At 54.7% G+C, this 19,637-nt stretch carries 15 protein-coding genes and 1 tRNA gene; 9 read left to right on the plus strand and 7 right to left on the minus strand.

Translation table 11 applies throughout. The features are described from left to right. The coding region (locus BR04_RS15555; RefSeq protein ID WP_496356944.1) for a hypothetical protein at window positions 1-601 on the minus strand (601 nt) is incomplete at its 3' end. Between the two features lie 327 nt (window positions 602-928). Here BR04_RS15555 and BR04_RS15560 point away from each other — a divergent pair. Together BR04_RS15560 and BR04_RS15565 are read left to right on the plus strand one after the other, a co-directional pair. Beyond that, on the plus strand, window positions 929-1,717 hold the full coding sequence (locus BR04_RS15560) for an RsmE family RNA methyltransferase (RefSeq protein WP_496356945.1): 789 nt from the start codon (window positions 929-931) through the stop codon (window positions 1,715-1,717). A 191-nt stretch (window positions 1,718-1,908) separates the two neighbouring features. Continuing rightward, a tRNA-Phe gene (locus BR04_RS15565) sits at window positions 1,909-1,984 on the plus strand. A 167-nt stretch (window positions 1,985-2,151) separates the two neighbouring features. Here the strand turns inward: BR04_RS15565 and BR04_RS15570 are convergent. The 5 genes from BR04_RS15570 to panP all read right to left on the minus strand — a co-directional run bounded on the left by BR04_RS15570 (window position 2,152) and on the right by panP (window position 8,602). Then, window positions 2,152-2,928: an amino acid ABC transporter ATP-binding protein gene (locus BR04_RS15570; RefSeq protein WP_496356946.1), complete on the minus strand. Its 777-nt coding sequence runs from the start codon at window positions 2,926-2,928 to the stop codon at window positions 2,152-2,154. After that, window positions 2,915-3,916: an amino acid ABC transporter permease gene (locus BR04_RS15575; RefSeq protein WP_496356947.1), complete on the minus strand. Its 1,002-nt coding sequence runs from the start codon at window positions 3,914-3,916 to the stop codon at window positions 2,915-2,917. Before BR04_RS15575 ends, BR04_RS15570 begins: the two co-directional genes overlap by 14 nt. Before the next feature lie 99 nt (window positions 3,917-4,015). Then, on the minus strand, window positions 4,016-4,798 hold the full coding sequence (locus BR04_RS15580) for an amino acid ABC transporter substrate-binding protein (protein ID WP_496356948.1): 783 nt from the start codon (window positions 4,796-4,798) through the stop codon (window positions 4,016-4,018). Between the two features lie 151 nt (window positions 4,799-4,949). Next, window positions 4,950-6,743 carry a translation elongation factor 4 gene (gene lepA, locus BR04_RS15585; protein WP_496356949.1) on the minus strand — a complete coding sequence of 598 codons (1,794 nt, stop codon included), beginning with the start codon at window positions 6,741-6,743 and terminating at the stop codon, window positions 4,950-4,952. A gap of 200 nt (window positions 6,744-6,943) precedes the next feature. Then, the gene (gene panP, locus BR04_RS15590) at window positions 6,944-8,602 is read right to left on the minus strand and encodes a pyridoxal-dependent aspartate 1-decarboxylase PanP (RefSeq protein ID WP_496356950.1); all 1,659 of its coding nucleotides are present in this window, start codon (window positions 8,600-8,602) and stop codon (window positions 6,944-6,946) included. 427 nt (window positions 8,603-9,029) lie between these two features. On the opposite strand from panP, the gene BR04_RS15595 reads away from it, so the two are divergent. Together BR04_RS15595 and fusA are read left to right on the plus strand one after the other, a co-directional pair. After that, window positions 9,030-9,593 carry a GerMN domain-containing protein gene (locus BR04_RS15595; RefSeq protein ID WP_496356951.1) on the plus strand — a complete coding sequence of 188 codons (564 nt, stop codon included), beginning with the start codon at window positions 9,030-9,032 and terminating at the stop codon, window positions 9,591-9,593. After that, window positions 9,590-11,620, plus strand: a complete 2,031-nt coding sequence (gene fusA, locus BR04_RS15600) for an elongation factor G (protein ID WP_496356952.1) — start codon at window positions 9,590-9,592, stop codon at window positions 11,618-11,620. The genes BR04_RS15595 and fusA overlap by 4 nt, the downstream gene beginning before the upstream one ends. 18 nt (window positions 11,621-11,638) lie before the next feature. On the opposite strand, the gene BR04_RS15605 is transcribed toward fusA, so the two are convergent. Then, entirely contained in the window at window positions 11,639-13,084 is a 1,446-nt protein-coding gene (locus BR04_RS15605; RefSeq protein WP_496356953.1) for a M48 family metalloprotease, read from the minus strand. 154 nt (window positions 13,085-13,238) lie between these two features. Here BR04_RS15605 and BR04_RS15610 point away from each other — a divergent pair, with 154 nt between their 5' ends. From BR04_RS15610 to BR04_RS15630, 5 genes are all read left to right on the plus strand, one after another. Further along, complete coding sequence (locus BR04_RS15610) at window positions 13,239-14,000, plus strand: ParA family protein (RefSeq protein WP_496356954.1); 762 nt, start codon at window positions 13,239-13,241, stop codon at window positions 13,998-14,000. Between the two features lie 64 nt (window positions 14,001-14,064). Next, a complete protein-coding gene (locus tag BR04_RS15615; RefSeq protein ID WP_496356955.1) occupies window positions 14,065-14,955 on the plus strand; it encodes a ParB/RepB/Spo0J family partition protein in 891 nt (296 codons plus the stop codon). Between the two features lie 37 nt (window positions 14,956-14,992). Continuing rightward, on the plus strand, window positions 14,993-16,720 hold the full coding sequence (gene ispH, locus BR04_RS15620; protein WP_496356956.1) for a 4-hydroxy-3-methylbut-2-enyl diphosphate reductase: 1,728 nt from the start codon (window positions 14,993-14,995) through the stop codon (window positions 16,718-16,720). Between the two features lie 45 nt (window positions 16,721-16,765). Next, window positions 16,766-17,272 (plus strand): MarR family winged helix-turn-helix transcriptional regulator, encoded by a 507-nt coding sequence (locus tag BR04_RS15625; RefSeq protein WP_496356957.1) that lies wholly within the window; start codon window positions 16,766-16,768, stop codon window positions 17,270-17,272. A gap of 107 nt (window positions 17,273-17,379) precedes the next feature. Then, window positions 17,380-19,596 carry a flagellar assembly protein A gene (locus BR04_RS15630; RefSeq protein ID WP_496356958.1) on the plus strand — a complete coding sequence of 739 codons (2,217 nt, stop codon included), beginning with the start codon at window positions 17,380-17,382 and terminating at the stop codon, window positions 19,594-19,596. The last annotated feature ends 41 nt before the right edge of the window (window positions 19,597-19,637 follow it).

Raw genomic sequence — 19,637 nt, forward strand, 5'->3', positions numbered from 1 at the left:
CTTCCAGGGCAGGAAGCGGGGCTTCCGTCTCATCCAGAAAATCCGCTGCCGTCCCCAGATCCAGAGCGCTTTCCTCAAGCCGGGCAGATACCGCAACAGCAGGTGTCTCTTCTTCATCCAGAAAATCACCTACATCCAGAAGCTCAAGCCCCGCCTCTTCCCGGAAACCAAAACCGGAATCTCCTTTTACCGGAGACGCCAGCTTTTCATCCAGAGACAACGCAGAAAAATCCGGAACATCCTCCACATTCAGATCCTGCTCTTCAACCCAGTCTTCGGGATCCAGGGCCAGTGTCTCCTCCTGCTCCACAAGGGATTCAGGAACAGAAAGCACTTCCACCACTTCTTTTGCGGGTGTTCCAAACAGGATATCATCCAGATCAATGAAATCTTCCTCTTCCCCTGGAATACCACCTGTCTGTCCCGGTACCGCTCCTGTTTTCAGACCGGATTCCGGTGCACTTTCATTGTCCACTGCGCTGCGAAGATCCCCTTGATGCATTGCTGTCTGAAGGTTCTCGGCAAGATCGGAAAGATCCAGATCATCGGTCAATCCATCGTTTCGGGAGGAGCCAGCCATCCTTTCAGGCTTTTCCATCATCGTTTCTCCGCTTGCATGATTGAACAGATTGGCATTGTATACTCAAAAGTGCCGGGAAACACACCCTACTCTGGCAAATCATAAAGTTCCACATTCCGTGTATTCACAGCTTTTAAAAACCGCATGCAACCGATACAAAAAGGCTGTCATGATTTTTAAAAAAATATTTCTCACATCCGGAAGTCAAGACAACATGCTTTAACAGTTAAAAACAGTGATTACAATATTCCATATGACAAAAAATCTGTCAAGAAAGGCACCCGCCCTTTCCCGAAGAACAAAAGAACCCGTCTTCCATGGTAAAATACACAGACAAGGAGCCAAACCATGCCCCGCATTCCCTTTTCCATGCCCGATCCTCCCGTTTCATCCCTCGTTCTCAGCGGCCAGGATGCCATCCATGTGCGCAGGGTTCTCCGTATGCAGCCGGGTGAAAAAATCCTGCTCTTTGACGGCAAGGGCAGAGAGTATGACGCCGAGATTACAGCCATGGACAGCTGTGGCGTTCACCTTGAACTCTGCGGTCTGAACCGCCGTATTCCCGCCCCGCCCGTTCACCTCGACATTGCCATGGCCCTTTTGAAAGAAAAAAAAATTGACGATCTGATCCGTCCTCTCTGTGAACTCGGGGTACAGACCATACGCATCTTCCCGGCAAAACGCAGTGTCCCCGTTCTCACCCCGGGCAAGGTGAGCGCCAGACTGGAAAGATGGCATCGCCTTGCCAGTGAAGCCCTGAAGCAATGTGGTGCCGGTCATGTACCGGAAATTCTTTTCCACACCAGCCTCGCCCCTCTCCTGCCCGCAGAAGAGGAGCAAGAGATGCGCGTCCTCTTCTGGGAAAGTACCCAGACCAGTGTCTGGCCCGGTCAGGAAACCCTGCCTGCCCGCATCCGTGCCGTCTTCGGGCCGGAAGGCGGTTTTGAAGAGGAAGAAGTGCTGGCCTTCCGCAGGGCAGGCTATCAGATTCTGGGGCTGGGCCCGCGCATTTTAAAAGCCCCTACGGCCATCCTTGCGGGGAGTGCCCTGTTACAGTTCCGGTATGGGGATCTTTCCCTTCCCCCGGCCCTGCCCTTTTCCGCCCAAACAGCGGAGCCGCCCCTTTCCGGAGAATAAAAATGGCCCGTGGAGCCTTTCGCACAAACAAGGGGAGCCACCCTTGTTTTAGGATGAATGCCAGTATGTTAAGCCTCAAAAACCGGTTCATGAAAAAGAGTGTTCCATAAAAATGCATAACTTTTTATTTCTGTGCATAAAAATATCTTGACACAAAAAGCCATTTTCCTTACAAAGGCTTCGTCTTGAGCGCCCAAGTAGCTCAGTCGGTAGAGCAGAGGACTGAAAATCCTCGTGTCGGTGGTTCGATTCCGCCCTTGGGCACCACAAAAAAAATAAAGCATCGGATAGAAATATCCGGTGCTTTTTTTTATCTCCATACTTCCATACGGCAACCATCGTTACCTCGCCGGAATATGGGACTGCCCCATAAAAAAAAGGGATGCCGCAAGGACTGCGGACACCCCCCATCCGGTACGCTGCCGCCCTCTGCTTTAAAGGCAGCGGGACAAAAAGGCGGAGATCCGGTCGTTTTCCTGACAGGTTCCGAAAAAATCTCCGGGTTTTCCGCTGTCCACAAAAACACCCTTTTCCATAAAAATCACCCTGTCGGCAATTTCCCGCGCAAACCCCATCTGATGGGTCACAATAATCATGGTCATCCCCTCCTTTGCCAGAGCCCGGATGGTATCAAAAACCTCACCCACCAGTTCCGGGTCAAGGGCCGATGTCGGCTCATCAAAGAGCATCATCTTGGGCTGCATGGCAAGGGCCCGTGCAATGGCCACACGCTGCTTCTGGCCACCGGAGAGGGTAGCGGGAAACACATCCCGCTTATCGGACAGCCCCACCTTTTCCAGCATGATACAGGCCAGCTCCCGCGCCGCATCTTTTTCCATCCCCTTGACCGTCACCGGCCCTTCCATGACATTGCCCAGAACGGTCATATGGGGAAACAGATGGAAATGCTGGAACACCATGCCGATTTCCGAACGCAGTCGGCAGATATTCCTGGGAGTATCGGGTACCCGCTTCCCCTTGCGGGTGACATAGCCCACATCCTGCCCCTCAAAAATAATATGTCCCTCGTCAATCTGCTCCAGCATGTTCACACTGCGCAGCAGGGTAGATTTTCCCGATCCAGAAGGCCCGATAATCACCACCTTTTCCCCGGGAGCCACGGCAAGACTGACATGCTTCACTGCCGTAAGACTGCCGTAACGCTTCACAATGCCCCGCAATTCCAGCACCGCATGTTCACCGTTTTTCATACACACCCACCCGCCTTTCAAGGCTCTCAAAGCAGAAGGTAAAGACCGTGGTAAACAGCAGATAGATGCAGGCCGCCAGAATCAGAACATTGATATTGAAATAGGCGTTGAACATCTGATCCGCCGATCGCATCAGCTCCACCATGGCGATGGTGGATACCAGGGCCGTATCCTTGATAAGGGCGATGAACTCATTCCCCACAGGCGGAATCAGACGCTTATAGGTCTGGGGAATGATCACCCGCCGCATAGCCTGCCCATAGCTCATACCGATGGCCTTGGCCGCTTCCATCTGACCATGATCAATGCTCTCAATGCCTCCCCGGATAATTTCCGCAAGATAGGCCGAATAGTTAATTCCAAGACCCAGCAGGGCTGCGGTCATGGGTTTGAGGGTAATCCCCAGACTGGGCAGGCCGTAATAGATGAAAAAAAGCTGAAGCAAAAGCGGCGTACCCCGGAAAAACCAGATAATGAACCAGCAGAAACCGGAAAGCAGCGGAATCCGGCTGATACGGCCCAGTGCAATGAGCAGTCCTCCCAGGGGAGACACCAGCATGGTGAAGACCACCAGGGTCAGGGTCATGACAGCCCCCTTGAGCAGGGCTGGCAGAAAAAGCCAGGCATCCTTCATAAAAAGACGGTAGGCGGGCAGCCTCTCCCTTTCCAGGGAACGCAGAAAATTGGCCGCTTCCACATTCTGGGGATAGGGGATGAGAATTTCCCGGCAGGCGGCCATGGATCCCTCATAGTCTCCCAGGGCATGGAAGATGCGGGCCATCTGCATACGGCTGCGGACAAAGGCCGCAAGCCCCCCCCCCTGAGACGGCGGGGCAATACGGGAGAGCTGATCCGCAGCTTCCAGCAGTTCACCCGTGACCATGAGGTTATCCGCCTCCCGAAAAATACGGGCCGTATCGGCATGGAGGGTTCCGGATGAAACCAGAAACCCGAAAACCAGGAGGATCGGAACGTAAAAACGTATCATGCTTCTCCTTAAAACACCGACGCCCGCAGGCAATCCATGCGGGCGTCGGGCGGACAAATCAGAAAAAACAACGGGGCAGACAGCTTTTTTTCCCAAAAACTACCATGCCGCCTTATCCACAATATTTTCACCGAACCACTTTTCGGAAATTTTTCCAAAGGAGCCATCGGCTGCCATGGCGTCCAGTTCCGCCTGTACCCTGTTGCGCAGGCTCACGTCCGCCTTGCGGAAAGCAACCCCAAAGGGTTCTTTGGTGATAAAGCCCTTGAGGGTCTTGTACTTGCCAATACGCTTGGAAATGGCGTCCCGGCCCACCACATTGTCAATGATCACCGCATCCAGACGACCGCTTTCAAGATCCAGGAGTGCTTTGGGATTGTCCACATATTCCCGCACCTCCTTGGGGGCATGGGGCAGCTTGGTCACAGCATTGAGGGCACTGGAACCCTTCTGAACACCGATCGCCATCCCTCCGATATCTTTATAGGAGGCAAAACGGGTCTCATTGAAACGCACCACCACCACCTGACCATCCATAATATATGGCTCGGTGAAATTCACCTGCTCTGCACGGGCTTCGGTGATGGTCATGCCATTCCAGATGCAATCAAATTTTCCGGAGTTCAGGGAGTGAATCACCCCGTCCCAGGCCGTGGGATGCCATTCAATGGCAATGCCCAGCCGTTTTCCAAGGGCTTCTGCGGCATCAATATCAAAGCCCACCAAGGTGCCGTCCTCCAGACGATACCCCATGGGAGCAAAGGCATCATCCAGACCGATGACCAGCTTGCCCGCCTGCTGCACCCGGCTCCAGGAATCATCGGCATGGGCCGTTACGGCCAGCGCCAACAAACAAAAAAGTCCAACAATCATCCTCTTCATACCCTGAATCTCCTTCACTGTGTTTTACGACGATCCATTCACAACGGTCAAAGGGTCAGACCTTTTGACCAGAAAACAAGTATCCTGAATCCAAACAAAAAAGCCCCTATATGAAGAAGGGGCTTTTGGCAAGTCTTTTGAGAAGCAGCCCCTAATCGCCTGTCTTGAGAACCGCAAGGAAGGCCGCCTGGGGAATTTCCACCTGACCGACCATCTTCATCCGCTTCTTGCCCTTCTTCTGCTTTTCCAGAAGTTTGCGTTTGCGGCTGATGTCCCCGCCGTAACACTTGGCCGTTACGTCCTTGCGGAAGGCGGAGATGGTCTCCCGGGCAATGATCTTGCCGCCGATGGCGGCCTGAATGGGAATCTTGAACTGCTGGCGCGGAATCTCCTCCCGGAGCCGCTCGCAGGCCATACGGCCCCTGGATTCGGCCTTGTCCTTGTGCACCAATTGGGCCAGGGCATCCACCTTTTCCGCGTTGACCAGAATATCCACCTTCACAAGGTTGGTCTCCCGGTACTCCAGCATCTCATAGTCAAAGGAACCGTAACCCTGGGTGATGCTTTTGAGCTTGTCATAAAAATCATAAACCACCTCGCCCAGGGGAAGTTCAAAGATCATCTCCAGACGGCTTGAGGTGAGATACTGGTAATTCCGGTTGATGCCCCGGCGTTCCATGCAGAGCTTCATCACAGCCCCCATATAACGGTCGGGCACAATGATGTTGGCCTTGATGAAGGGTTCCTTCACGGCCTTGATCAGGGTGGGATCCGGATACAGGGCAGGGTTGTCCACCACCTCCTGGCTACCGTCCATCAGCTCCACCTGATAGCTTACGGAAGGGGCCGTGATGATGAGGGAAAGATCAAATTCCCGTTCCAGGCGCTCCTGCACCACTTCCAGATGCAGCATACCAAGAAAGCCGCAGCGGAATCCGAAGCCCAGGGCTGCGGAACTGTCCTTTTCATACATAAGGGCCGCATCATTGAGTTTCAGCTTTTCAATGGCAATGGCCAGTTCCTCATAATCATCGGAAGCCACGGGATAGATGGAGGAAAACACCACGGGCTTGGCCTCATTGAAGCCTCCAAAGGCCTTCTCGCAGGGTTTTTTATGGAGGGTCACCGTATCCCCGCAGCGGGTGTCGCTTACGGTCTTGATACCCGCAATCATATAGCCTACCTGACCTGCGGCAAGCACTTTCTGGGGGTTGCGTACAATCTGAAAAAGCCCCACCTCTTCCACCTTGTACACCGCGCCATTGCTCATGAAACGGATTTCATCTCCGGCTCTGAGCGCACCATCCACAATGCGCAGATGTACCACTGTTCCCCGATAGGGATCATAGTGGGAGTCAAAGATCATGGCCTTCAAAGGCGCATCCGCATCCCCTGAAGGCGGGGGAAGCTGGGTGACAATGGCCTCCAGCAGTTCATCGATACCGATCCCTTCCTTGGCCGAGGTCAGGACAGCAACGTAAGGATCCAGGCCCAGATCGTCTGCAATCTGCTCTTTCGCCCATTCCACATTGGCGCTGGGAAGATCAATCTTGTTGATGACGGGGATGATGGTGAGATTGTGCTCCATGGCCAGATAGAGGTTGGCCAGAGTCTGGGCCTCCACGCCCTGGGTGGCATCCACAAGAAGAAGCGCCCCTTCACAGGAGGCCAGGGCACGGGACACCTCATAGGTGAAATCCACATGCCCCGGCGTATCAATCAGATTCAGGGAATAGGTCTTTCCGTCCTTTGCCTTATAGGGCAGGCAGACGGTCTGACTTTTGATGGTGATACCCCGCTCCCGCTCAATATCCATGGAATCGAGAATCTGATCGTGAAAATCCCGGTCTGCAATAATCCCCGATGCCTGGATAAGACGATCCGAAAGGGTGGATTTACCGTGGTCAATGTGGGCAATGATGCTGAAGTTTCTTATATTTTTCATGAAATACGTATCACCTTGCTGAGGAAGGAAAACCTGAATACGGCTGTTTTTATCCATAAAAAAACGGGTAGCCGAAAACGGCGATCCGTTTTGATACCCTGCCCCTTGTACCCAATGCAGGAGGCGCTGTCAATTCAAGGCCTTCAGATTTAAGCCCTTTAGATTCAAGGCCTTTGGATTCACGGCCTGTGTGTCATCCTTCAGAACGAATCCAGCCCCAGATCCAGATCTCCGTAGTAGTCCCGGTAGATGGCTTCCTGCTCGTCCAAAATCTCCTTCAAAATGGCCAGGGTGGTCAGGGGATTCATGAGAACCACGCGCAGCACAACGGTTTCTCCTCCGCCGGGAACCCCCTTGTCAATGGCGGTTCGCGATACAAAACTTTTTCCGGCCTCCCGCTGCACACGCTGTATGGTAATATTGATATCATTCAATTTTTCATTCAAAACCCGCCGCTCTGCTCCGGAAGAACGCAGCAGGGCCTCCTTCAGGGACGTTGGACAGAAACGATAGGTGAGAATATTCAGCTCCGGAGCGGTCACAAGCTGGAAAAAATCACGGCGCCGGATTTCCTCGGCCAGTTTGCGGGCCAAGCCGATGCCATGATCGATGAGCATCCCATAGCCCTTGCGCCCCATGACCTTGAGGGAAGAATCCAGCACCAGGGAATTGGCCTCCCGTGTTCCGGAAAGGGTCTTGATACCGAGATCCACGGAACCCCTCCGGATGATATAATTGGCATGGTAACTGATGGCATCCAGGTAGAGGGGATTGCGGAAATAGACCATACCGCAGGTCATGGGCATGTAAAACTGCTTATGCCCGTCAATGGTGACAGAATCCGCCAGTTCGATCCCATCCAGAAGGTGGCGGTAACGGTCACTCATCAGGGTGGGGCCTCCCCAGGCCGCATCCACATGGAAATAGATATCCGCCTCCCGGCAAATTTCCCCCATTCTGCGCAAAGGATCCACCGTGCCTGTCTCCGTAGCCCCTGCAATCCCCACAACGGCCAGAATGCGGGTTTTGGGATCGGCCTTGTATTCGGCAATTTTACGGCGCAGGGCTGGCAGACAGATACGGTTTTCCCCGTCCACATCAATGGTGACCAGGCTGCGGTTCCCCAGCCCGAGAACCCCCACAGCCTTGCGCAGGGAGTAATGCCCCCTCCGGGAAACAAGAATCACGCAGCGTTCCACTCCATGGGCACGATAGGCCTCCGCAAGCCCTTCGGCTTCCACGCCGTCAAACCCGTCCTTCGGCCCGAGAAGCCTGTTTCTCGCCACCCAGAGAGCGGTGAGGTTTGCCGTTGTCCCGCCCTCCGTAAACACCCCGAGGGTGGCTTCCGTACTCTGCACATGGACATCATAAAACGAGGGGTCAAAACCGTAGATCAGACGATGCAGCTTGGCAATCACCTGACGTTCCAGTACGGAAACCACCTTGGAGGTTTCCAGTTTGACCACGTTCTGATTGAGGGCCGCCACAATGGCCTTGAACAGCACCATGAAAAAGGGAATGGCGGAGGTCATGTGCCCCACAAAATACGGAGAAGACACATTCACGGCCTGAGGCGCAATGCGGTCTATGATATCCGAGATGACTTCAGGCAGTTTTTTTTCAGGATTAAAACAGATGGTGCTGTCCATGTATCCCTGGGCCAGCTCCTTCAGACCGATTTCCTCGGTCACCCCCACATGCTTGTGCAGAAAATCCTGCAAGCCAAAGAGGATCTGTTCCATGTAGCTTACAAGCTTGGTTCTGTCGGCATCATTATCCGGCTGGATAAAAAGCCGCAGCATCTGCTCCCACTCGCCACACCTTATGGAAGGTGTTTCACAACTCTGTCCCTGTCGCATGGTCCCCGCCCCATGGTCTCTGTTTCCCGGAAGTCCCCGCCTCCATACCTGCCTCCCCAGCAGATATGTTCAGGCTCTTCCGGCCATATGCATCCTTACACAGTGTCTGAATTCAGGTTTTCCACCCGTCCATCCGCATCCCTTAACAGACAAAAGATCAAGAACGAAATCTTTTTTTATCCATACCCTTAAAGTTTATCTGATTTTTTTTATGAAAGTAGCGGCATGTAAGCATGTCTGCCCGGAAAATACAACGTTTCAGCCCCATATTTTTTTCCTGACATTTTCCCCGGGTACAAAAATATCCGCTAGGGAGTGGGGCTGTTGACAGCAGGGACGCTTCACCGTATCTTTGGATGTTTGCGTTCCCGGCTCAGAGAACGGTTCTTATCCCATCCACCCCCTTCCATATTTTTATGGAGAGATCATGAAATTTCCTCCCATTTCCGTCCTTGTCATCGGCAGCGTTCTACTTGCCCTTGGCTTCTGGGCGGGAATGTGGTTTTCCGGATCCGGCCCGCTTGTTTCCTCCCCTACCCCCACACCCCTCTCTGCGGTAAAACCCGATGGGGAACGGGAAGAAATTTATCTGTATTTCAGCGACGCCACAGAAGAGTATCTTTCGGCGGAAACCCGGAAGATGGTACTCAAAGGCAGCCCGGAAGAAAGGGCGCATATCATTTTCGAGAGTCTTGCCGCAGGCCCGGCCGGAGAGGGGATCACTCCCCTTCCCGGAGGAACGGCCCTGCTGGCTCTTTATATGGATGGAGATATGGCCGTTCTCGACCTGGATCCCGCCATACGGGAAAACCATCCCGGAGGCAGCCATGCGGAGCTGCACACCATCTATGCACTGGTGAATTCCCTTGTCCTTAACGTACCGGAAATCCGAAGGGTGAAAATCCTTATTGCCGGCCAGGAGCAGGACACCCTGGCAGGCCATATCGATATCCGGCATCCCCTTACCGCCAATATGATGATTGTACGATGACCCAGATAAAACTTTCCCAGATCCGTAACATCGGTATCATGGCCCACATTGATGCGGGCAAAACCACCGTCACTGAACGTATTCTCTTTTATACGGGACGTTCTCACAAAATCGGAGAAGTGCATGACGGGGAAGCCGTCATGGACTGGATGCCCGATGAACAGGAACGGGGCATCACCATTACCAGTGCCGTCACCACCTGCGACTGGAAGGAAAGCCGCATCCAGGTCATCGACACGCCAGGGCATGTGGATTTCACCATAGAAGTGGAACGCTCCCTCCGGGTTCTGGACGGTGCCATCGGCGTTTTCTGCGCCGTTGGCGGGGTGCAGCCCCAGAGTGAAACCGTGTGGCGTCAGGCAGACAAATACCATGTTCCCAAAATTGCCTTTGTGAACAAGATGGATCGCATTGGTGCGGATTTTAACGGAGTCATCCGCCAGATGCGGGAAAAACTGGGGGCCAACCCCATTCCCGTAGCCCTGCCCATGGGCTCGGAAGACCGTTTCTCCGGTGTAATTGACCTGATCCGCATGCAGGCTGTGGTATGGGATGAGGCCTCCTCCGGAACCGTCTATACCACCATGGATATCCCCGAAGACTTTCTGGAGGACGCGAAAGAAGCCCGCGAACGCATGCTGGAAGCCGTGGTGGAAACCGATGACCTCCTCATGGAAAAATACCTCGGAGAAGAGGAGATTTCCGAAACGGAAATTGAAATGGCTCTGCGCAAGGCCACCATTGGCCTGAAGGTCATCCCCGTCCTCTGCGGTTCCGCCCTGAAAAACAAAGGGATTCAGCTCCTTCTGGACGCCATTGCCGCCTACCTGCCCAGCCCTGCGGACATTCCGCCCATGGAAGGGGTCATCCCCGGTACGGAGCAAAAAATCGCCTTTGCCCCGAAATCCGCAGAACCCCTTTCCGCCCTGATCTTCAAGGTAGCCATGCCCGAAGGCCGTAAGCTGGTCTATGCCCGTATCTATTCCGGAAAGATCAAGGAAGGGGATGAGGTTTTCAACCCCACCCTGAACCGAAAGGAAAGGGTCTCCCGTATCCTGCTCATGCACGCCAATAAAAAACAGCGTATTGAGGCCGCAGGCCCGGGAAGTCTTGTGGGACTTGTGGGGCTGAAAGATTCGGCCACAGGGGATACCCTCTGCCGTACCGAGCATCCCATCATGCTGGAACGTATTGACATCTATGAACCGGTCATCTCCCTTGCCATCGAACCCAAAACCCATGCGGATCAGGAAAAGCTGGAACAGGTAACGGCCAAACTTCTCGATGAAGATCCCACCCTGCGCATGAAGCAGGATCCGGACACGGGACAGACCATCCTTTCGGGTATGGGAGAGCTGCATCTGGAAGTCATTGTCAGCAGAATGTCCCGGGAATTCAACACCCAGGTCAACGTAGGCCGTCCCCAGGTGGTGCACAGGGAAACCCTTTCCCATGATTCCAGGGGAGAAGGGGTCTTTGAACGGGATCTTGCAGGCAACCGCCATTACGCGAAGGTGGTACTGCTGCTCCGTCCCCTGGAAAGGGGAACGGGGAACCGCTTCAGCTCCCGTCTTGGAGAAGACCGTCTTCGGCCCCAGCTCATTCAGGCCATCGAAAAGGGAGTTCGGGAAGGTTTTGGAGCAGGCCCCCAGATGGGGTACCCTGTGACGGACCTGGAAGCCATTCTTGTGGATGCCGAAATCCGGGAGGGCAGCGATACGGAACTGGCCTTTACCGTTGCCGGATCCATGGCCTGCCGTCAGGCGATGATGCAGGGGTCGGCCCTCCTGCTGGAGCCCATCATGAATGTGGAAATTTTTGTACCGGATTCGCATATGGGGGACGTGATCGGAGATATCAACAGCAGGGGGGGGAAAATCGAGGGAATCAACCCCAAATCCGGCATCCAGGAAATCCAGGCTGTGGTTCCCCTGAAAAAGATGTTCGGTTATTCCACGGATCTTCGCTCCGCCACCCAGGGGCGGGGCAACTATACCATGGTCTTCTCCCATTTTGACGCCATCTGAAGCCACAGACCGTGCCTGTCACGATCCTTTTTCAGCGGCCTTTTTCCGGATTTCCCTGCGCATTTCTTCCCGCCGTTTCCCTGCATCCTGCCTTTCCGCAGTCTCTTCGGAAAGCAGGATGAGGCAGCGGCCATAATGAAAATCCGCATTGACATAGTCCCGGAGGGCCTCATGATAGCGCCCCAGATGGTAGTGGGCCAGTCCCTCTTCCCCCAGACGTCCCAGGGCCTGACCTGCTGCGTAACGGGCACCCACCAGTTCAGGTGCCATCTCCATGGTCTGGTTGAACACCCGCACCGCATCCCTGTCCCGCCCCTGGCTGGCCAGCGCCTGACCCAGATCAAAAAATACCTCCGGATCCCCCGTTTCCGGAGCCATGCTTTCCAGAAGCACGATGGCCGATTCCAGCTGCCCGACTCTGTAGCGGATACGGCCCAGATCCGCCATCACAAGGGGATCCATGGGAGATTTCCGGGCAACGGCTTCCATGGCTTCCAGAGCCGCATCCCCGTCTCCGCGCCGGATCAGCACCAGGGCCAGGGCATGGCGCGCCGTATCCTCTTCGGGATTCCGGGCCAGAATCTGACGCAGATCCTGAAGGGATCTTTCCACATCCCCGTAGCGCCCCTGCAAACGCATTCTGACCCTGTGAAAACGTTCCCTGTCCGAAGGATCCGCCTCCGGGGTGCGGGTAAGGGTCTTTTTTCGGGATTCCAGCCAGGACGCCACAAAAGCCACACGCTCTTCCGTACCCGGATGGGTTCTCAGATAAACGGGTACATCATCACTGCTGTACCACTCCTGCCCCCGGATCTTGCGCAGCATGTGCAAAAGTCCTTCCCCCCCGTATCCGGCTCTTGTCAGATAGTCCAGCCCCCGTTCATCGGCCTGACGTTCATTGTCACGGGTGTAGGACAGCATGGCAGACTGCCCCGCAGCCTGACTCCCCACGATCAGCCCCAGAGCCGCATCAGGACTGGCCCCTCCAAGGGCGGCAAGAATACCGGCAGCCACACCGGCAAGGGCCCCCATCCCGGCCTTGCGGGAACGCTCCACCAGCTCGGGAATATGCCGACAGCTGACATGGGCAATCTCATGGGCCAGAATACCGGCCAGCTCCGATTCGTCCTCCATGGCCATCAGCAGACCGGAGTGGATATAGATATGACCGCCAGGCCCTGCAAAGGCATTGTAGGAAGGTGCAATCACCACATCAAAGGTCATGGGGAAAGGAGGATTTTCCAGGGTGTCCACAACACGCCGCCCCACATCCCGGACATAGTCTGTAATAAAGGGATCCCGCACCAAACGATGGGTGGCCGTAATATAACGGACAAAGTCCTTTGCCAGCTCTTCCTCCTCCTGAAGGGTCAGGGAAAAGACCGGAAAAGGACAGCTCCAGAGGCAGAAGATCAGAGTAAGGATACAAAAAACACGGTTGACAGTCCGATGTAAAAGGGACATGAATCGTCCTTTCCGTCATGGATTGCGGCCCATGGGAAGAGCAGGACAAAACGGTCGTTGCATACCCGTACCGGTTTCCCGCCGTCCCCCTGGGTCTGTCCCGGTATCCTTGAAACTTTTCAATTCACCGGAACTATGCTAGAGGCATCCCGTTATGACACAGATCATCTGCATCGCCAACCAGAAAGGGGGAGTGGGCAAAACCACCACAGCCATCAATCTTGCTGCGGCCCTTGCCCTTTCCGCCAGAAAAGCCCTCCTTGTGGACTGTGACCCCCAGGCCAATGCCACCACAGGGATCGGTCTGGACAAGGCCGACCTGAAACAGACCCTCTACCATGGTCTCATCGGTGAAGCCGAGGTTCTGGATCTTATCTGCTCCTGCGATATTGAAGGGCTGGATATCCTGCCGTCCAGGGTGGAACTCATCGGTTTTGAAGTGGAAATGATGGGAACGGAAAACCGGGAAAACCTCCTGCGCCGTCTTCTGGAACCCCTCAGGGGAAAATACGACTATATCCTGCTGGATTGTCCTCCTTCCCTGAGCCTTCTTACCCTGAACGCCTTTACCGCCGCAGATACCGTACTCATTCCCCTTCAGAGTGAATTTTATGCCCTTGAAGGTCTGGGACAGCTCCTTCAGACCGTCAAACGGATCAAAAAAGGACTGAATACGGATCTGCGCATTGCCGGTATCCTGCTCACCATGTTTGATGGCCGTACCAACCTTTCCACCCAGGTGGCCGAAGATGCGGAACAGTATTTCAAGGATCTGATTTTTAAAACCCGTATTCCGAGAAATGTCCGTCTGGGGGAGGCTCCCAGTTTCGGACAGCCTATTTTCACCTACGCCCCTGCGTCCAAAGGTGCCCAGAGTTATATGGAACTGGCAGAGGAAATCATGGCTTCTCCATGAAGCCCTCTCTCCCGAAACGCCGTATCCTCACCGGGTATACGGCATGCTGTGGAAATTCCCCGATATGACAGACCCTGATGTATCCAAAAAAAACCGTAAAAAAAGCGGCCTGGGCCGGGGACTTTCCTCCCTCATCCCGGATATTGAAGCGGCGGATCAGGCCATCAGCTCCGGAGAGTCCCCCCAGAGCCTTCCCGTCAAAGACCTGAGTCCCAACCCCTTCCAGCCCCGTACCCACTTTGATCCCAAGGCCCTGGAAGAGCTGGCCGCATCCATCCGGGAAGAAGGCATTCTGCAACCCGTTCTGGTGCGTAAAATCCGGGAAGACTACCAGATCATCGCAGGAGAACGCAGGGTTCGGGCCGCACGTATGGCCGGTCTGGAAACCGTGCCCGTGATCTTTCGGGATCTGGATGACCGGCGTATGCTCCAGGTTTCCATTGTGGAAAATATCCAGCGCAACGCCTTAGGCCCCATGGAAGAGGCCCGTGCCTATCACCGCCTGGTCTCGGAATTCAGCATGACCCAGGAAGCCGTCGCCGAGTGTGTGGGGAAAAGCCGTTCCAGCATCACCAACTTTATCCGTCTTCTCCAGCTTCCCGCGCCCGTTCAGGAAGCCCTGGAACAAGGTGCCCTTTCCATGGGACATGGCCGCGCCCTGCTGGCACTGGAAAACGAAACCCTGCTCCTGGAAGCTTTCCGCGAAGTTCTGGAAAAGGGACTTTCCGTCAGAGAATGTGAGGGGCTGGTCAGAAAAAAACTGGCTCCCCCGGCCGAGTCCCCTGCCCGTCTCCAGGCTCTGCCCGATGGATACCGGCAAACCGCCCTGCGCCTTTCCCAGTCTCTGGGAGCACAGATCCGGATACGGGGAGACCGGAATACGGGAAAGCTGGAAATTCCCTACGACAGTGCCGACGCCTTTGAAACCCTGGTTCAAAAACTGGAAAAACTCTGATTCCCTTCTCCCTGTTCCTTCGACCCTCTGGAGAGTCATGCATATTCAGATCGCAAAAACCGCAGGCTTCTGCATGGGCGTCCGCAGGGCCGTGGATATGGCCATTGACGCCGCCAACCAGCGCAAAGGCCCCATCTGCACCTACGGCCCCCTGATTCACAACCCCCAGGTACTGGATATTCTGAAAGAAAAGGGGATTCCCACCCTGAACCATATCCCGGAAAAGGGCGAGGGCTGCATCATCATCCGTGCCCATGGCGTCCCTCCGGATACCCGGGAAAGGCTTGAAAGGGCAGGCTTTACGGTCATGGACGCCACCTGTCCCAGGGTGATCAAGGTACAGACCATCATCCGCAAACATGCACGCTCCGGCCACCATGTCATCATTGCAGGCGATGAGGATCATCCGGAAGTACAGGGGCTTCTCGGCTACGCCGGGAATCTCGGGCATGTGGTTGACAGCCTTGAAAAACTGTCTGCCCTTCCTCCCTTTGAAAAGGCCATCATCGTTGCCCAGACCACCCAGAACATTGGTTTTTATGAGAATGTGCGGGAATGGGTACGCAGAACAGCCCCCCATTACACGGTTTTTGACACCATCTGTGATTCCACGGAAAAACGGCAGGCGGAAACCCTGGCCCTTGCCAGAGAGGTGGATCTGGTTCTCGTACTCGGCGGAAAAAACTCCGGCAATACCCAGAGACTGGCCGAAGTGGCCGAGGAAGCCGGTACGCCCAGCCTGCACATTGAGTCTGCGGATGAAATTGAGGCTTCGGTTCTGGAAGGAAAAAAAAGAATCGGTATCACCGCCGGTGCCTCCACACCCAACTGGGTGCTGCGCCAGGTGGTCAGCACCCTGAACCAGCTTTCCACGGAAACAGACGGCAGGTTCCGCCATCTCAGGGCCATGCAGCGTTTCATTCTCAGCAGCAATATCTATCTGGCCTCAGGCGCAGGTGCCCTGGCCTATGCGGCCAGTGTTCTCCAGGGATTTTCCCATAACATGAACTATTCTTTCATTGCGGCCTTTTACATACTTTCCATGCAGATTTTCAACACCCTCACCGGTATTCCCTCAGACCGCTACAACAACCCGGAAAGGGCACAGCTCTATGAAAAAAGACGCCTTCCCTTTTTCATCCTGGCGGGTCTCACGGGTCTTGCCGGTCTCGGGGCGGCACTGCATATGGGGCTTCTTCCCTTTCTTCTGCTTCTTTTCATGTCCCTTGCCGGTGTTTTCTACAGCACCCGGCTCCCTGCCTCCCTTTTCCCGTCCCTCGGTATCCGCAGCATGAAGGAAATTCCAGGCTCCAAAACCCTGCTCATCGCCCTGGCCTGGGGGGTGGTCTGCGTGCTGCTGCCTTCTCTGGGAGTCCGGGGATATCTGGATACGGCCAGCCTGGGGGCCTTTTTCTTTATCGCCATCCTGCTCTTCATCCGCACCGCCTTTTTTGACATTCTCGACATGCAGGGAGATCGCATTGCGGGCAAGGAAACCCTGCCCATCCTTCTGGGGGAAGAGGCCAGCCACAGATTGCTGAACCGCCTGCTCACGGGTCTGTGTCTGGGACTGTTTATGCTGGTTTTTCTGGATGTCTTCCGGCCTGCGGCCCTCCTTCTCGTTCTCCCCCCCTTCATCCTCATCTGGATGCTCGGCGCCGAAGCCGAGAGCCGTATTCCAAGCGATACCCAACTGGCCTTTCAGATTGAAAGTCTGCTCATTCTTACGGGCCTGCTCGCCGGTATCGCCCGTATGGTTTACTGAACGGACAGCGTTGACTTAATTTTCAGACAGCAGGATCTTTTGACCATGTCCGACAAGGAAAACGATTCAAGGAATCTCTCCAGGGAAGTTCTTGTGGCGCTGCGCCGCATTACCCAGGCCATTGATCTCCACTCCCATCAGCTGGTACGCAGTCATGGCCTGACAGGTCCCCAGCTCATCATTCTTGAGGAAATCGCCCGGCACAATGACATCCCCGTTACGGAACTCGCCCGGGCCATCAGCCTCAGCCAGGCAACGGTCACGGGAATTCTCCTGCGTCTTGAGCGCCAGGAACTGATCACCCGCATCCGGGGCATACGGGATAAACGAAACACCCTTGTTTCCATTACAGAAAAAGGGAAAAACCTCCTGGATTCCGCCCCGCCCCTTCTTCAGGAAACCTTTGTCACCTGTTTTGCCGCCCTGCCCCAGTGGGAACAGCTCATGATCCTTTCCAGTCTGCACCATATTGTTCACATGATGCAGGCCAAAGGAATTGACGCTTCTCCCTTTCTTGTCACAGGCCCCATTCACAAAGAACAGGAATCCTGATAAGAAAAGAAAAAATTAAAGAATCGGACACCACCCAACGATCCTTTACCCAAAAGCAAAACATCCCCAAGGCAGGCAATTTTTGCATGCAGAAATAGAGAGCCTTCATGAACAGCCCACTTTCCTGCACATGCCACACCTGCAATACCCGACACACCTTTCCTGCATCCCGCCAGGGAAAACAGGAACCCTGTTCCCATTGCGGTGCCCTCCTGACCCTGCCGTCCTCCTCTCCTCCGCTGCTGCTGCAACTGGCCCTCCATGGCAAGGAGATCCAGCCGGAAGAAATCCCTCTTCTCATGGAACAGTGGCGGGAGCTTCTTGCCAAAAATCCCATGGCGGATGTCATGGAGGTGCTCCGGAACCACCCGGGCATGACAGAAGAAAAAATTAAAAAACTGGATATTGCCCGTACGCTGTGGCTGCATCGCAGCAATGAAAAACGCTTTGCCGCTGCCGCCCTGCACCTCAACTGGGTCTCCAAGGAAGCCGTGGATGAGGCCTTTGACCTTCAGAAGCAGCTCTTCCATAAAACCGAAAAACTGATGGATCTTGGTGACATTCTCATCAAAAGAGGCCATCTGACCCGCAATCAGAAGGAATCCATCCTCAAGGCCCTGGAAAAATCCAGAGAAACGGAAGCCATCCCTTCCCAGACAGCGGAATCTTCCCCCGCCAAAAGAGAAGACCTGGCCGATAAGCCCATGCAGGCCCAGAAATTTTCCCAGGAAATCCCCAGTCAGTTCCCTCTGCTGGACAAGGCCCTCACCCTCTACATCACAGAGGATCATATGGAGGCCTTTATCCAGGCAAAGAGCCCCCTCCCACCGGGCACCACAGCCGAACAGATTCTGTCCTGGCTCCGGGAAAAAAACGTGATCTACGGACTCATTGACACGAGTCTCATGGAAGGCTTTATCAAATTTGACATGGTACGCCAGTCCCGTTTCAAAATTGCCCAGGGAAAACCCCCCATACCGGGAAAAGAGGGGCGTGTCCTCATCCATTTCCCTTCAGAGTTTCTTTCCAGCGGTGCCGTGCTTTCCGAAGATGGCCGCATCGACTTCCGGGAAAGGGGCACCATTCCCCACGTACCCCAGGCCAGCCTGCTTGGGGAAAAAACCCCCGCCATCAAGGGAAAAAACGGGACGGATGTCTTTGGCAACCTCCTTGTGGTACCGGAAGTCAAGGATCCGGCATTCAAGCCGGGGACAGGGGTATACACCAGCGAAGACCGCACAAAAATCTTCGCCAAGATCAGTGGTCAGCCCATTCTCCGTCCATCGGGTGAAATTTCTGTTCTGGATGAAATCCTCATCAAGGGGGATGTGGGCTATGACACCGGACACATCCAGTACGAAGGAAAGGTGCGTATCCTGGGCAAGCTCCCCGCAGGATTCCGGGTTGAGGCCAGACAGGTGACGGTGGAATCCGTGGACGGCGGCCTGATTCTGTCCAAGGGGGATGTGGTTGTCACAGGAGGCGTGACGGAGGGGGAGATCCGGGGAGAGGGGGAAATCCGGGCACGTTTCATCAACAAATCCAAGATAAGAACCCTGGGCAATGTGCTGGTAACAGGCGAAATCATTGACTCGGACATTGCCTGTTCAGGCAGCTGCAACATTCGCCTGGGCAAGATCATCGGATCCAGCATCGCCGCCTTCCAGGGCATAGAAGCCCACACCATCGGAACGGAAGTGTCTCCCCCTTCCCTGCTCCAGATCGGCATTGACCTGCCCTTTGAGCAAAAGCTTGCGGAAGCAGACAGAAAGCTGCAAGGCAAAGAGGCCACCGTTACGGAAAAGAAGAAAAAAATCCAGGATCTTGCCGCGGAAGAAAAAAGTATTCTTGCGGGAATCACCCGGATGGCCCAGATCCAGGATCGCTCCGGCCTGAGACTGCAACAGATTCTAAGGGGGGATCTGGAGGCTGCGGAAACCACCCCCAAAGAGGCGGAAAAACTGGCGGAAGAACTGCAACAAGCCATACAGGCAGCGGAAAAAAAACTGGAAGACTTCTTTACCCGTCAGGACGCCATGGATACCGAAAAAAAAGAAGCCGAAGAGGAACAGCTTCAGGCGGAACAGGATCGGAATCAGGCGCTCCATGAAAAAGAACTCCTGGAAAAATACTCAGGCCAGCGCCAGCCCATTGCCCTTCTCAAGATCAACGGGAAAGCCTACCCGGGAACCCGCATCATCGGTTCCCATGCCCAGGCAACCCTCCAGGAAATCTGTAGCACGGCCATGATCCGGGAGATGGAAGTGGAAGGCTCTGGAGGAAAAGAATATGTCATACGGATTGTCCGTCAGAAAAGCGGATAGCGCATACCGGGGCAGGATTTACGGGAAGGCCGCTGAAAATG

This window comes from Desulfobotulus sapovorans DSM 2055 (assembly GCF_059569355.1).

What these genes read in the sequence shown, in the direction of transcription:
- ispH (WP_496356956.1), top strand. Translation starts at nt 14,993, where the DNA reads ATGCATATTCAGATCGCAAAAACCGCAGGCTTCTGCATGGGCGTCCGC.
- BR04_RS15605 (WP_496356953.1), bottom strand. Translation starts at nt 13,084, where the DNA reads ATGTCCCTTTTACATCGGACTGTCAACCGTGTTTTTTGTATCCTTACT.
- BR04_RS15630 (WP_496356958.1), top strand. Translation starts at nt 17,380, where the DNA reads ATGAACAGCCCACTTTCCTGCACATGCCACACCTGCAATACCCGACAC.
- BR04_RS15560 (WP_496356945.1), top strand. Translation starts at nt 929, where the DNA reads ATGCCCCGCATTCCCTTTTCCATGCCCGATCCTCCCGTTTCATCCCTC.
- fusA (WP_496356952.1), top strand. Translation starts at nt 9,590, where the DNA reads ATGACCCAGATAAAACTTTCCCAGATCCGTAACATCGGTATCATGGCC.
- BR04_RS15595 (WP_496356951.1), top strand. Translation starts at nt 9,030, where the DNA reads ATGAAATTTCCTCCCATTTCCGTCCTTGTCATCGGCAGCGTTCTACTT.
- BR04_RS15580 (WP_496356948.1), bottom strand. Translation starts at nt 4,798, where the DNA reads ATGAAGAGGATGATTGTTGGACTTTTTTGTTTGTTGGCGCTGGCCGTA.
- BR04_RS15625 (WP_496356957.1), top strand. Translation starts at nt 16,766, where the DNA reads ATGTCCGACAAGGAAAACGATTCAAGGAATCTCTCCAGGGAAGTTCTT.
- BR04_RS15575 (WP_496356947.1), bottom strand. Translation starts at nt 3,916, where the DNA reads ATGATACGTTTTTACGTTCCGATCCTCCTGGTTTTCGGGTTTCTGGTT.
- lepA (WP_496356949.1), bottom strand. Translation starts at nt 6,743, where the DNA reads ATGAAAAATATAAGAAACTTCAGCATCATTGCCCACATTGACCACGGT.
- panP (WP_496356950.1), bottom strand. Translation starts at nt 8,602, where the DNA reads ATGCGACAGGGACAGAGTTGTGAAACACCTTCCATAAGGTGTGGCGAG.
- BR04_RS15570 (WP_496356946.1), bottom strand. Translation starts at nt 2,928, where the DNA reads ATGAAAAACGGTGAACATGCGGTGCTGGAATTGCGGGGCATTGTGAAG.
- BR04_RS15610 (WP_496356954.1), top strand. Translation starts at nt 13,239, where the DNA reads ATGACACAGATCATCTGCATCGCCAACCAGAAAGGGGGAGTGGGCAAA.
- BR04_RS15615 (WP_496356955.1), top strand. Translation starts at nt 14,065, where the DNA reads ATGACAGACCCTGATGTATCCAAAAAAAACCGTAAAAAAAGCGGCCTG.